This window comes from Acinetobacter sp. 1000160, from assembly GCF_000588715.1.
GTDB lineage: Bacteria > Pseudomonadota > Gammaproteobacteria > Pseudomonadales > Moraxellaceae > Acinetobacter > Acinetobacter courvalinii.
Genome location: NZ_JFWP02000003.1, coordinates 303050 through 317179, shown reverse-complemented (window position 1 = coordinate 317179; position 14130 = coordinate 303050). Strand labels below are relative to the sequence as shown.

Genomic DNA, 14130 nt, shown 5'->3' with positions numbered 1-14130 from the left:
TGACCTGTTATTGAATTTTCGCGTTCTGCTGAGTTTCCAGCTGTGACGCAAGCGAACTACTAATTCCTTCACCAATCTTGGCGCCCATACGGCCTAAAATCGACTCAAAAGGATTACGTTGAACGGTATAATCCACTTTTTGTTCAACTTTAAGATCACGCATCAGTGTGGTAATGCTACCGCTACGATCTGCAATACCTAAAGCAATCGCCTGTTCACCTGTCCAGAATAAACCAGAGAATACCGCTGGATCGTTAGTCTTCAAACGTTTGCCACGACCTTCTTTTACCGCATTGATAAAGTGAGTATGGACATTATCCAGTACAGATTGCACATGTTGTTTTTGTGCCGGATCTAATGGCTTGGTCATACTTAAGATATCTTTATTACTTCCCGCAGTTAAAGTCCGGTCTTCAATTCCTAACTTTTGTGCCAGTCCGCTTAAACCATAGTTTGGCATGATCACGCCAATGGAACCCACCAAACTCGATGGATTGACAATGATTTCGTCAGCAGCAGACGCAATATAATATGCACCTGACGCACCCATATCACCAATTACTGCATAGACTTTCTTGTCTGGATGCTGTTTTTTCTGGTAGCGAATTTCCTGCCAGATTTCATCTGACTGTACCGGCGAACCACCAGGAGAGTTAATATTTAAAACAATTGCTTTACTGCCACTCGCCTCAAACGCTCGTTTAAGCGCTTTATTGGTATCTTCACTGTTAACAGTCGACTGACCCGCAGATGAATCAATTGTCCCTACAATATCAATTACGGCCAGATGGTCGCTACTGATATTGGTGGTTGATTTGTCTGTCGATGTCGAGCAACTCTTGGTCATTGCAATCAGGACAATGAGTAAATAAGCGAAACCTAAACATTTAAAAAAGATACTCCAACGACGGCTACGTCGTTGTTCCTCTACAGAGGCAAGAACGGCTTTTTCTAAAATCTGCCATTCTTTGCCCGTAACATTGTCACTATTTGTTGATTCATTTTTTGGTTTTGGTGGCCAATCGGACATAAGATTCCAATCCAATATGTTTTAAAGTGGCTTTATTATATACGCTGATTTCAACAAAACTGTTTAAATAACTTGTTTTAACTTATAATTATTTTTTACATTATACTTTTCCTTTGTAATTTTTCTCATACCGCCTCCATGACCCATTCCAGAACGATCAGCTCAAATTACCGTCTCATCAAGCTCCTAAGTCGTCAGCCGATTCAATTAGGACGTTTTTTGGCACGTCTGGTTGCTGGACTGGTCAATACTTTTCAACTATCTAAACTTTCAAAAATTATTCGCCTGAATATAAAGATCGCGTTTCCAGATATGGAACCGCAACAAAGACAATTATTAACCAAACACGCCATTCAGAATGAGCTCACCTCTTATTTCGAGTTTTTGAGTATCTGGGGCGCTTCCAATCAGAAAAATATTCAGCGTATTGATATCGTTCAGGGCGAACACTACCTGCATGAAGCGCTGGCAGAAAAAAAAGGCGTGGTCTTGGTTGTTCCTCATTTTGGCACTTGGGAAGTGATGAATGCATGGTTAGCGCAATATACCCAAATGACTATCTTATATAAGCCCGTTAAGAATCCTGATGCTGACCAGTTTGTCCGTGATGCACGTAGCCGTGAGCAAGCGCATCTGGTCCCGACCGATGAAAGTGGTGTACGACAAGTTTTCAAAGCCTTAAAACAAGGTGGTACTACCGCCATTTTGCCTGATCATACCCCCGATCATGGCGGTGACATGGTAAATTATTTCGGCATTCCTTTAGCTTCCAGCAGTTTAAGTGCCAAGCTGATCCAGAAAACCAAGGCCAAAGCCCTGTTGCTTTACACCAAAAGAAATGAGCGAGATGGCTTTGATATGTTCATTGAGCCGGTCAATCCTCAAATTTATGAAGGCGGTGCCAAACAAGGTACCCTGATCATTCATCAAACTTTAGAACAACTGATTCAACGCTATCCGGAACACTATCACTGGAGCTATAAACGTTTTCGTGCCAATCCCGCGCTGAAGAAAATTTATGATATTGATGAACAGGAGGCACTGGCTCAAGTGGCTGCAGTTCGTCAGCAAGCCCAAGAAGAGTTTGCTTAGGCTATTCTCGTTGTAACCATTCCCTTTGCTGCCGTTGCAGCTTTATCTCAACTTTACCATGCTCAAACAGGAAATTCACCGACCCTGTTCGTGTAGTATTAAGTAACGGAATATTCAGAGCTTGCAGACGCTTTTGGACTTCCCGGCTCGGATGCCCATAACGATTATTAAAGCCAGCTGAAGCAATCGCCAGCTTGGGTTTTAAAACTTTTAAAAAATCATAAGCAGAACTATTTTTACTGCCATGATGGCCTAAAACCAGAACATCTACTTTTAAATCTGGATATTGCTGTAGCAACTTAAATTCGGTTTCCCAGCCTGCATCGCCCATAATCAGAAAATTTTGATAAGGTTGAGCATTGAGAAACTGTAAGTAGACCACACAAGATTGTTCATTCTGTTGATGTTCGGCAAAATTCAGGCCATCTTGCGTAGGCGACAAAATCTCAATTTTAAGATTGGAATATGACCAATGCTGACCCTGTTGGCAATAGGAGAAATTGTCCTTAAACGGGAGCTTTTCACTTCGTTCACTTGACTGCACCTGAGTAATCGTAAAGGCATTTTGTATAGCCGGAAATGCGCCACTATGATCCTGATCCAGATGCGATAGAATGACGTGATCCAAGCTACGAATACCCTGCTGTCTTAGGAACGGGATGTCGACTCGCTCACCGATACCAAATTTGGGCTCGTCATAATTCCCGCCCGTATCAATCATTAATGTCTGTTGCGGATGCTGTAAAAAGATCGCCTGCCCTTGCCCAACATCGAGAATAGTTAAAGTCGTAGATTGAGTTTTTACACCGATAAGCATGGGTAAAAAGCAGACACCAGCCCAAAGCCTGGGTACGCTACCTCTAGGCATAAATAAAATGACCAATCCCAAGATCAAGCTCAGCATCATGCCAGGTGTATAACTGACCCCGTATAACGCTGGGAACAGGTGCTGTAAACCGTTTAAGCCCCACAACAAGAATGCAAGCAACTGATCATTCAGCTGAAACAACAATAGACCCAATGCAGGAATGATCAGCCACAGACAAGCAGCAAGAATATCTAGCGGCACCACCACGCCACTTAATAGCGGAATTGCAATCAGGTTACTCAATGGCGCTGCCCAGGAAATCTGCTGAAAGAAAATAATCACCAGAGGCAGTAAGGCAATAAAAACTTTCCATTGGGCATCAATCAATACTTTAATTGCCAGTATCATCTTTTGTATTGAGGTCTGCACCTGATCTTGAGGCAAGTGTGCTGTCGTTTGATAGATCCGTAGCAGAATAAAACAGGCCCCGTAAGATAACCAGAATGCTGCCGACAAAATGCTAAATGGATCATAAATCAGCAGTAAGCTAGCACTATAGATCAGCAAAGCCAGAGGTTGGATAGACTGTCGCAAGATCAGGAAAAGACTGGCAATCAGCACTGTGAACAGCGTTCTGATAGCCGGAATCTCAAAGCCGACAAAAGCTACATAAAGTACAACACTGGCAACAAAAGGAAAAATAACCAGAATCTGTCTGGGTTTCCATAAATATAATTCTAGGTAATAACGCTGTATCAACCTTTGGCACAACCAGGTCAGCATCAAGGCAAAGATCAGCACATGAGGCCCTGAAATAGCCAGTAAATGGGATATTCCCAGCAACTGGAATTGCTGTTTTAGCTCGCTCGACAACAGGCTTTCATCGCCAGTCAGCAAAGCTAGCAGCAAACCTGGATATTGCAGAGAACTTGTTTGCAGCATTTGCCGGAAGTCCAGCCGCATGCCTTCAATCTTTAACAGCAACTTGGCTTTGAGCGTACGTTGTTGCTTATCGTGTTGCTGATAACCCAAACGATAAATCTCATCAGGGCTTAACGGCTGAATCTGCCTGACTGAAAATGCAGAGAGAATATTCTGCTGTAAAAACCATTTTTCCTGGTCAAATGCTCCTGCTACGGCATAACTATGCGCAGGCCTGATTATCCCGTTGATCCGATAATAGTGACCCAATTGTAAGCTCGGCTGCTGCATGGATTGCTCAGGTGCTTTATTCAGATACAGTAACCAGTCTACTGGCTGGCTATGCCGATTGAGGACTTCAGCAATCTGTTTTTGCCCTTCATCTGTTAGTTCATCTATTTTTTTAATATAAACAATGGCTTCAAATGGTTGAACCTGAAGTTCCCGTAAGCTTAAGCGCTGTTCTAAAGCCACATCAGCATAATGATAACCGGTACAGCACAATGCCCAGCTGCAACTGCTTAAAAGGAGCGCCTTATACCAAGTCCGCTGAAAATAGCGCTGCCTTTTATATCGTCCTAAAGCGAATATCAGACTTGCTAAAATCAGCCATATCCACCATGTTTGTCCTATAAAATGGAAATCCTGCCCCATCAAAGTAATACCGGCAAGCCAGCCGAACAAAATAATTTTCAACATTTCTTAACATTGCATTTAGTTTTTCTAAAGATAAAATTAAAGCCCCTTTTCGGAGCTTTAACAAGAGGTCTTATTCAATATTTATGCATTATTCATAGCGCAATGCTTCAGCCGGTTGAACTTTTGCTGCACGTAAGGCAGGATAAATTGTTGCCAGTAAACTTAATAACAATGAAACACTTACCACCAGCAATACATCTTGCCAACGTAAATATGAAGGCAGATAATGTACAAAATAGGCATCTAATAAATTTAAGCCAAAAGTGGTATTCACCCAAGACACAATATTACCGATGCTTAATGATAAAATAATCCCTAAAATGGTCCCTAAACCGGTACCAATCACACCAATGATTGTCCCCTGTACCATAAAGATTTGAGTAATCAATAAGGGTGATGCACCTAAAGTACGTAAGATGGCGATATCTGATTTTTTATCTGTCACCAACATCATCAGGGATGAAATAATATTAAAGGTTGCGACAATAATAATGAGCAGCAGTAATAACCCGACCATATTTTTTGCCATTTGAATGGCACTAAATAGGTTACCTTGTGTATAGGTCCAGTTCGAAGCGTAAAAATTACTTGGTAATTTTTTGATAATACTCTCCGAAATCTCCGGTGCAGCAAAAATATCATCCAGCTTTAAGCGAATGCCTTGAGCACCTTCCGGCAAGCGTAATAGTGTAGAGGCATCATTTAATGCCACATATCCCACCATCGAATCGACCTGAGTACCAATTTTAAATATACCCACCACTTGGAAACGTTTGAAGCGAGGCACTACCCCGGCAGATGAATTGGTGGCTTCAGGTAACACAAGCGTCACCGGATCATTCAGCTTCAAGCCTAGACTGTCTGCCAGATCCTGACCGATCACAATACCATATTTGCCTTTCTTCAAGGCCTCCAGACTACCGGCTTGCATATAGTTATGAACAATAGAGACCTGTTTTTCATATTCCGGTTCAATCCCTGAGATCATGATTCCAGTCACTTCGCCATGTGCAGTCAACATCCCCTGTAACTGGGTATAGGGTGCAACAGCAGTCACATGGGGCTGTTTAGCAATATCTTGAGCCAGGTCTTGCCAGTTGGTCATAATCTGAGTGGAGGCAATCGTCGCTTGTGGCACGATTCCTAAAATACGGTTTTTCAATTCCCGGTCAAAACCATTGATCACCGACAAAACCGTAATCAGTACCGCAACACCCAGCGTGAGACCAATCATGGTCATCAATGAAATAAACGACACCAGACGGCTTTTTTTTCTCGCCTGTGTATATTTCAGCCCAATATAAAATGAAATGGGTTTAAACATGCTCACCCACCCATATACCATCTTGCATATGCAAAATTGAATCCGCGGACTGGGCCAGTTGCTCATCATGGGTCACGATCAACATCGCCATATTGAGTTCTTTTTTCAAATCGGTGAGCAGCTCGAAAATACTGAGTGCGGTTTTACGATCCAGATTTCCGGTCGGTTCATCTGCCAGCACCACCGCAGGTTTGGTCACCAGAGCACGCGCCAAAGCCACACGTTGCCGTTCACCACCGGACAATTCACCCGGTTTATGATCCATACGATGAGACAGGCCAACACGATCCAGCAGATATTCTGCCTGCTTTTTTACGTCCTTAAAATTACTCTCACTGCGCAACATTAATGGCATTGCCACATTTTCCAATGCAGTAAATTCTGGCAACAAATGATGGAACTGATAAACGAAACCCAGATATTGGTTACGCTTGTAGCCACGCTCCGCTTCGCCTAAATTATCAAAGCGTTGGCCTTGTAAGAAGACTTGTCCTTCCGAGGGTTGCTCCAAACCGCCTAACACATGCAACAAGGTACTTTTACCTGAACCGCTTGAACCCACAATCGAAACAAACTCGCCGGCATTGACTTGCAGGGATAAGCCTTTGATCACTTCTACTTTGCTTTTGCCATCATCGAAATGCTTAAAGATATTTTTTGATTCTAGAACGATCTTACTCATAACGTAATGCCTCAGCTGGTTGCGTTTTCGCTGCACGGATAGCAGGGTAAATTGTTGCTAAAAAACTGATAGATAAAGATGCGGTCACAACAATCAGGACATCTTGCCAGCGTAAATAAGAAGGTAAATAGCCAATGACATAACCACTAAATAAATTAAGTCCAAAGGTGTGATTTAACCAGCCCACCAAATCACTGATGGTTAAGGCAAAAGCACTACCTAAAATCACTCCTGTCACCGTACCCACCACCCCAATAATGGTCCCTTGTACAATAAAGACAGACGTAATAAATCGTGGTGAAGCACCTAAGGTACGCAGAATTGCAATATCTGCCTTTTTATCGGTGACCACCATAACCAGTGACGAAACGATATTAAATGCAGCCACCACAATAATCAGAAACAGCAGTAAACCCACCAGATTCTTTTCCATTCGCACCGCACCAAACAGACTTCCATGCGTTTCCTTCCAGCTGGTTGCATAAAAATTATCTGGTAATTGTTTAACAATCTGGTTCACCACATTCGGGGCCGCAAAAATGTCATCCACTTTAAGACGTACACCTTGGGCACCATCCGGCAAACGTAATAAGGTCGAGGCATCATTCAAGGCAATGTAGCCAACTGTAGAATCAACTTCTGCACCGACACTAAAAATGCCGACAATTTTAAAGCGCTTAAACCGTGGCACCACGCCTGCTGGGGACGGCGTCGCTTCAGGCAGCACCAAGGTCACATTGTCATTCAGACTCAGACCCAATGCATCGGTCATATCTTTACCGAGCACAATCCCGAACTCGCCTTTTTTTAATGCATTTAAATCACCTGCAACCATATGGTTCTGGATAATCGACACCTTGCTTTCATATTTTGGCTCAATCCCTGTCACCATAATACCTGCGACCTGCCCCTGCCCAGTCAACATCCCTTGCAATTGGGTAAAAGGCGCAGCACCTGTGACATGCGGGTGATGCTCAACTTTTTTTACAAGCTCAGGCCAATCTGTTAGAATTTGATTAGAAGAAACAGTGGCTTGTGGAACCATTCCAAGGACACGATTTTTTAATTCGCGATCGAAACCATTCATGACCGATAGCACTGTAATCAGCACAGCAACACCAAGCGTCAAGCCGATCATGGAAACTAAGGCGACAAAAGAAATAAAATGATTACTCCGCTGAGCACGAGTGTATCTCAACCCTATATACAGCGAAATTGGCTTAAACATACCATCTAGTCCGAGGTGATTTATTATGGAAAATTCACAACATCATCTTGTTGACGACAACACTGAACGTCGTGTGATGTCTCGTATTGATGCCGTGTTGAGAATCAACTATCAAATCATTCCCGATGATGTAGCGCTGAATGACCCGTATGATTCCCATTTCGTTTTGCCCCGCTATTTTCTACTACTTGCAGAATTAGATCAATTTGATCATGCGTTTCGCTACGAATTAGAACAATTAAATGAAAAAGATCAACAAATTGCTCGCATCTTATCCCTTTTTAACCAGAAATTAAACCTGATTACGGGGTCTTATTATGACAATATCGTGCAATCCTTATTGCCGGTTCCTGAGCAGGTCAATGTTTCCGAGAATGGATTAAGTTTCTTTAGTTCTCAAGATATTAATCAAGGCTCCTATATCCACATTACCCTAAGCCACCCTGAAAATTTCTTCCATATCGCAGCCATTGCGCAAGTCGCCCATAGCACCGCGGAAGAACAGGGGAAATTCCGTATCGGTGCCTATTTTATTACGCTCAATCCGCAAGATCGCGCCAAATTGGCTGCCAGTATTCGACAGGCTCAACAAAGTGAAGCCAGCTAATCTGCTCTCATCTTTAAGATTTCAAACGGCGATATGCCCTTAAATCTCTGAAGAAGTACAGCACTAAACCGAACAGGATAATACTCGCGCCCACAAAAACCTGAGCTGATATTTGTTCATGGTTCAGATAAGCGCCGATCAGAATCGCCAGCATCGGTGTCATGACAGTCGTGAGTGATAATGTGGTCGCCTGTAAGTTCTGCACCAGCTTAAAATAACAGAACATGGCAATTAACGAGGCCATCACGATGGTATAGGTCAGTGCAAACAAAGACTTCGCAGAAGGAAAATGCGTTGGGGCATATTGCCAGATCCACGGTATCAATAATGTGGCCAATAAGGTTGAGACCAGAATTGAACCGGTGGCCTGCGCCATCACTGGCAAGTCTGCATTAATCTTCTTGACCAGAAAAATCGACAATGAATAAGAAAAAACACTGATCAGCATTAAAATAATGCCAATTGGCTGTACATGCTGCTGGCTACCACTCAAGCAAATCATGGCCAAGCCGATAATCGATGTTGCCATTCCCAGCCATTGCAAGCCCGCTAGTTTTTGCTGAAAACCAAAACGTCCAATCAATCCCGCCATAATCGGTGCCAGACCAAACATTAAGGCGATCAGCCCAGAACTCAGATAAGCCGTGGCTGCATAGGTAAAGATTTGGGAACCAATCAGACTCAATGAGCCCGCGGCATAACTCAATAAGGCAATTTTATGAGTGGGAAATTTCACTTTTAACAGTAATAACACCGTCACAGCCAGTGGTAAGGCAATAAAAAAGCGGATCAGCAATGCCCACATCGGATGCAGGTCCGAAACACTCCACACAATTGCAAGCGGCGTGGTTGCCCAGATAAAGACCAGTAGTCCATAAGTGAGCATGAGATTAATACGTGATGGCATACTCAACTCAAGATGCTGTTTTTCGTTTTTGTTTTAAAATGGTCTGATCCAGAGAACTGGAAAATTCACGTTTATCTCGTTCTGAAATCGGTGGTGGCCCACCAGTCTGTACCCCAGCCCCACGTAAGGTATCCATAAAATCACGTAGATGGAGACGTGCTTTTACATTGGCCGTGGTATAAATCTCACCACGGGGGTGAATGGCAATTCCCCCTTTTTCAATCACTTGCGCCGCCAGCGGAATATCTTGTGTAATGACAATGTCATTTTCTTGCATGCGTTCCACAATTTCCTGATCCGCCTGATCTGCCCCGCTCATCACCTGAATGGATTTAATCCGCATGGACGGGGTGATACCGACATTCTGGTTGGCGACAAAGGTCACTTCAAGTTGATAACGATCGGATGCGCGTAAAATCACTTCACGTAAAATTTTAGGTAAAGCATCAGCATCTACCCACAATTTAAATGGCAGCACGTTGACGAAAACTCTTGAGAAGAAAAGACTAGTGTAGCAGATTACGGGAAAAGTAGAGTTAACAAAGCGGCGGTCATCCCATGCATTTTTCCATTTGCTTCGACTGGAGTAGAGGTTGATATCAGCTTAAAAATTAAAATAAATTTTAGAGAATTACAGATTCAGACTTGAAATATCCCGGTTACCCTCGATTTAATAGAATAAGTTCAATCTTTTTAGCCTCTCGCTTTATGAAAAATCAAAACAGTCCAGAAATCATTAAAATTCAAGATCAAAATTTCGGTAATCATGTCGAGCATTGGAACTTATTGACAGATACACCCGAAACTGATGTTCCCAAATGGTTAGGACTGGCCCTTGATGCACCGGTTATGCCAATGGGGCTATGTGAAGATGAACATGAGATGGATCAGGCATTCTGGTTGATTCAGGGTCCAAGCGGTGAATCTGTTTCGATTAACCAGATCATCGCGGTGGAAGACCAGAAACCACGTGCATTAAAAACTGCTTTTCCAAGTTTCGAAAGCCCGTATAAATATGATGCTAAAATTGAGCGCATTATTACCTGTGATTCTGCTACTCAGGCCGTATTACGGTTAAATTTAAATAAAGATACCACCATTTATGCCTTTGATAATCTATTCAGTGTAAATAGCTGTCAATATGACAAAAATCAAAGCTATAAAGTTCAATTTAATGCTTGGGCCTATGAATTGGAAGCAGTGGCTGCAGATGAGAAAATCATTGTAGATGATCCTGCTTCGATTAAACATCATCGCGCTTTAAATGCAATTTTGGCAGAACATAATGGTGTAGCGCCTGAAAATTTACAGGAACTGATTAATGAGTGGCAGCCAAAAACACCAGAAGATCAAGAACCTGTCACGGTCGACTTTTCTAAAATGGTGGCTTATTTATTCGGTGAAACTTTAGGTCAGGAAGATGAAGCCTGGTTCCAAGGTAATATTGTTGGTAAAACTCAAATGCAGTTTATGCAGGATGAATATACCTTGTATGACGTAACTCTGGTTTTAGAAGATGATTTACCAGCAATCCTGATTCGTATTGCCACTAAAAACGAATTGTATAGAAACTTTAACATTGGCCAATATATTCGTGGCAACCTATGGATTCAGGCCAATATTTATGCTAAAACTGCTCTTGAGTGACAAAAAATCACATAAATGGCATTTTAGGCGTTCTAATGAAAATTATACCAGAACAAACAACCACCAGTCTGATTCATTCGAGTGATCAAGGTCTTAAACTTGATGTTGGTGCTTTTTGCTTTTTCTTACTCGGTATGTTCTTAGCAGCACTTATTTTTCATCAAATTGGCTTTTTCTGATTTTTGCCCATACCCTATATTCATATATAAAAGCCCTCAATGATGAGGGCTTTTATTTTAACTGCTGTTTATGGCTTAACCATGACGTTTCGCAAAATCATCCATAAAGTTAACAAGAGCCTGTACACCTTCTAACGGGACGGCATTATAAATACTTGCACGCATGCCTCCCACTGAACGGTGGCCTGCCAAGTTCAATAAGTGATGCTGTTCAGCTTCTTGCAAGAAAGTCTTTTCAAGTGCTTCATCCGCCAAGGTAAATGGTACATTCATCATTGAACGGTTTGGCACTGCGATCGGATTGTTATAGAAGTCACTCGAATCAATATAACCATATAATAACTTGGCTTTTTCCTGATTCACTTTATAGATAGCATCTACTCCACCCTGCTCAAGCAACCATTCAAATACCAGACCTGATAAATACCATGCATAGGTCGCCGGGGTATTGACCATTGAACCATTTTTGGCTTGATCTGCATATTTCAAGATGCTTGGAATTTCCGGCTTGGCCTGATCGAGTAAATCATCACGAATAATAACGATGGTCAAACCTGCCGGGCCGATATTTTTTTGCGCACCGGCATAAATCAGACCAAACTTGCTGACATCCAATGGTGCAGACAAAATGCTAGATGAATAATCACAGACCAACGGTGCATTCACATCTGGAATAGCCGCGAATTGCAAACCACCAATGGTTTCATTATCTGCATAATGCACATAGGCTGCATCATTCGACAGATTCCAAGTACTCTGTTCAGTGATCGCATGTTTACCATCAATAAGCGTACCTGCTTCAACGATATTAATATCGCCATAGCGTTTCGCTTCTTTTAGCGCTTTTTCAGACCAGATGCCGGTATGGATATAGTCTGCCTTGTTATTTTTACCTAACAGGTTCAGCGGAATCGCCGAGAACTGCAAGGATGCCCCACCTTGTAAAAACAGTACTTTATAATTTTCTGGAATATTCATGAGCTTACGTAAGTCAGCTTCAGCCTTCTCTGCCACGGCAACATAGTCATTGCTACGATGACTCATTTCCATGATCGACAGACCTTTGCCCTGCCAATTCAACAATTCTTGTTGAGCTTTTTCTAAAACGGCAGTAGGTAATGCAGCAGGACCAGCGCAGAAATTATAAGCACGCATGAGTTTTCCCTTGTTAAAGTGGAACAAATTGGAATGGGAATTTAATCATAGATTGGCGAAGCTTGCAGCAGCTTATGCAGTAAATATTTCAATTTGACTGCAAAAAAAGTATTAATTTTTCAATCATGTTCTGTCATTACAATTATTTTAGGCCAAACTTGTTAGCCCTTTTCCCGAACCTAAAACGTCCCGGTTTTTCACCACTTTATTTAGATTAAAAACTCTACTTTTTACAAATTCACTACACCAATCTGAGCCATATAACTATTTAATTAAAAACATAATATTTTAATTTTATAAAAAGAATTTAGACTAACGCAGGATATTATTAAATTGCGACATAACCTGATGTTGAAACAACATGACCGACCGGATTTCAAGGTCAAGCGCTTTCCCAAAATGTTAAGCTTGAGTATAAGCCTGATCAGCTGTGCCTTATTTTCATCTTCTGTATGGGCCCAGACATTCAGCTATAGCGAGGCTGAACAGTATGTGGTCGAAAATGCCTATGCCTCCCAAGCCCAACAAGCACTGCAACAAGCTTCACAACTTGAGATGGAAGCGGTTAAAAACTTGGGCCTTCCCCGTATTGATTTAAATGCGCGCGCTTATTCATTTCATAGTGAAACCAGCGTGCCTTTAGGGTCAAGCAAACGTCGACTGGAAAATTCGTTGACCCGTGGTTTTGATGACAAGTTATCGCAATGGGGAAATGTATTACCGCCTGAAGTGATTGATCAGGTTAGTCAGGGATTTGATCAAACCGTAAGTGAAGGCTTGAATCAGGTGCCGAATAATGTAGATGTTACGGTTAAAGACCATGATGTGCGTACCTCAGTTTCCATGGTGATGCCGCTCTATACCGGCGGTAAAATTAGCAGCGCCAAACAGATTGCCACCATTCAGGCACAACGCTCAAACATTAGCGAAAAACAACAACAAGACTCGCAACGTTTTGAGATGATCCAGTCCTATTTTAATGTGCAATTACAGCAGCAATTACTCAATGCCAGCCTGTTTAATTTAAATGCCATGCAGGAACATTATGACAATGCCCTTAAACTGGAGAAGCAAGGCTTTATTAATAAAGGCCAGCGCATGCAATTTGAGGTAGCACGTAATAATGCGCAACGTAGCTATCAAAATGCTCAATCGAACTTACAAGCCAGTCAGTTTAGCCTGCAAAATTTGCTTAAAACCAGAGAAAGTTTAAATCTCACTACGCCGCTGTTTGTGAATAATGCACAAAACCATTCTCTGGATAAAATGCTGGCAAATTATGATCAGAATTCCAATCTGATCAAAAAGCTGCAAATGGACACCCAACTGGCCAATGAAAATATCAAGGTTCAACAGTCAGCCAAAAAACCGAGTGTTTTTGCCTTTGGTGAATATGGACTGGACAGCAAAGAGAACTGGATTGTCGGCGTCATGGCAAAATACAATTTATTTTCGGGCATCGATAACAATAAAAACATCCGTGCCGCCGAACTTAAAAAGTATGCAGCGGAACTGATGACCGAACGCACCAAGCAGGAAGTCGAAAATGTGTTGTATAAGTCTTATAGCGAATTAAGTTCCTCACAGAATAGCCATCAATTACTGGTTCAAAACACCAAAGCGGCACAAGAAAACTTACGTATCCAGCAGCTTTCCTTTAAGGAAGGTATGGGCACAGCGACACAAGTGATTGATGCACAAAATGCCCTCAGTGCTTTAAAAAGCGAAATGGCGCTTAATTCATATAAATACATTTTATCTTTAGCAACACTTTTACAAAGCTATGGCTCGATTGATGAGTTCAAGCTGTATGTTCATCAACCACGTACTGACTATATCCGTTAATTGGAG

General features: G+C 42.1%; 13 protein-coding genes. 5 read left to right on the top strand and 8 right to left on the bottom strand.

The window, feature by feature from the left end; genetic code table 11:
- Positions 1-7 precede the first annotated feature (7 nt).
- Complete coding sequence (gene sppA, locus J699_RS10880) at positions 8-1030, bottom strand: signal peptide peptidase SppA (protein WP_032867480.1); 1023 nt, start codon at positions 1028-1030, stop codon at positions 8-10.
- 102 nt (positions 1031-1132) lie between these two features.
- Between sppA and J699_RS10885 the strand changes: the two genes are divergently transcribed.
- Positions 1133-2122 carry a lysophospholipid acyltransferase family protein gene (locus J699_RS10885; RefSeq protein WP_416202135.1) on the top strand — a complete coding sequence of 330 codons (990 nt, stop codon included), beginning with the start codon at positions 1133-1135 and terminating at the stop codon, positions 2120-2122.
- A gap of 1 nt (position 2123) precedes the next feature.
- Here J699_RS10885 and J699_RS10890 read toward each other — a convergent pair whose 3' ends face one another.
- The 4 genes from J699_RS10890 to J699_RS10905 all read right to left on the bottom strand — a co-directional run bounded on the left by J699_RS10890 (position 2124) and on the right by J699_RS10905 (position 7784).
- Positions 2124-4550, bottom strand: coding sequence for a DNA internalization-related competence protein ComEC/Rec2 (locus J699_RS10890; protein ID WP_032867484.1), 2427 nt, complete (start codon positions 4548-4550; stop codon positions 2124-2126).
- 88 nt (positions 4551-4638) lie between these two features.
- Positions 4639-5874: a lipoprotein-releasing ABC transporter permease subunit gene (locus J699_RS10895; protein ID WP_032867486.1), complete on the bottom strand. Its 1236-nt coding sequence runs from the start codon at positions 5872-5874 to the stop codon at positions 4639-4641.
- Positions 5867-6556, bottom strand: coding sequence for a lipoprotein-releasing ABC transporter ATP-binding protein LolD (gene lolD / locus J699_RS10900; protein WP_005229406.1), 690 nt, complete (start codon positions 6554-6556; stop codon positions 5867-5869). Before lolD ends, J699_RS10895 begins: the two co-directional genes overlap by 8 nt.
- Entirely contained in the window at positions 6549-7784 is a 1236-nt protein-coding gene (locus J699_RS10905; protein ID WP_032867489.1) for a lipoprotein-releasing ABC transporter permease subunit, read from the bottom strand. Before J699_RS10905 ends, lolD begins: the two co-directional genes overlap by 8 nt.
- 25 nt (positions 7785-7809) lie before the next feature.
- Here J699_RS10905 and J699_RS10910 point away from each other — a divergent pair, with 25 nt between their 5' ends.
- Positions 7810-8391, top strand: coding sequence for a PilZ domain-containing protein (locus J699_RS10910; RefSeq protein WP_032867491.1), 582 nt, complete (start codon positions 7810-7812; stop codon positions 8389-8391).
- Between the two features lie 13 nt (positions 8392-8404).
- Here the strand turns inward: J699_RS10910 and J699_RS10915 are convergent, their stop codons facing one another.
- Positions 8405-9298, bottom strand: a complete 894-nt coding sequence (locus tag J699_RS10915; RefSeq protein WP_005284533.1) for a DMT family transporter — start codon at positions 9296-9298, stop codon at positions 8405-8407.
- 7 nt (positions 9299-9305) lie between these two features.
- Positions 9306-9776 (bottom strand): YaiI/YqxD family protein, encoded by a 471-nt coding sequence (locus J699_RS10920; protein WP_005284529.1) that lies wholly within the window; start codon positions 9774-9776, stop codon positions 9306-9308.
- 230 nt (positions 9777-10006) lie between these two features.
- Here J699_RS10920 and J699_RS10925 point away from each other — a divergent pair, with 230 nt between their 5' ends.
- Both J699_RS10925 and J699_RS19630 read left to right on the top strand, forming a co-directional pair.
- Positions 10007-10945: a hypothetical protein gene (locus J699_RS10925; RefSeq protein ID WP_005229387.1), complete on the top strand. Its 939-nt coding sequence runs from the start codon at positions 10007-10009 to the stop codon at positions 10943-10945.
- A 35-nt stretch (positions 10946-10980) separates the two neighbouring features.
- Positions 10981-11124, top strand: a complete 144-nt coding sequence (locus tag J699_RS19630) for a hypothetical protein (RefSeq protein ID WP_004771301.1) — start codon at positions 10981-10983, stop codon at positions 11122-11124.
- A gap of 75 nt (positions 11125-11199) precedes the next feature.
- Here J699_RS19630 and serC read toward each other — a convergent pair whose 3' ends face one another.
- The gene (serC, locus tag J699_RS10930) at positions 11200-12279 is read right to left on the bottom strand and encodes a 3-phosphoserine/phosphohydroxythreonine transaminase (protein WP_032867493.1); all 1080 of its coding nucleotides are present in this window, start codon (positions 12277-12279) and stop codon (positions 11200-11202) included.
- A gap of 348 nt (positions 12280-12627) precedes the next feature.
- Between serC and J699_RS10935 the strand changes: the two genes are divergently transcribed.
- On the top strand, positions 12628-14124 hold the full coding sequence (locus J699_RS10935) for a TolC family protein (protein WP_032867495.1): 1497 nt from the start codon (positions 12628-12630) through the stop codon (positions 14122-14124).
- The last annotated feature ends 6 nt before the right edge of the window (positions 14125-14130 follow it).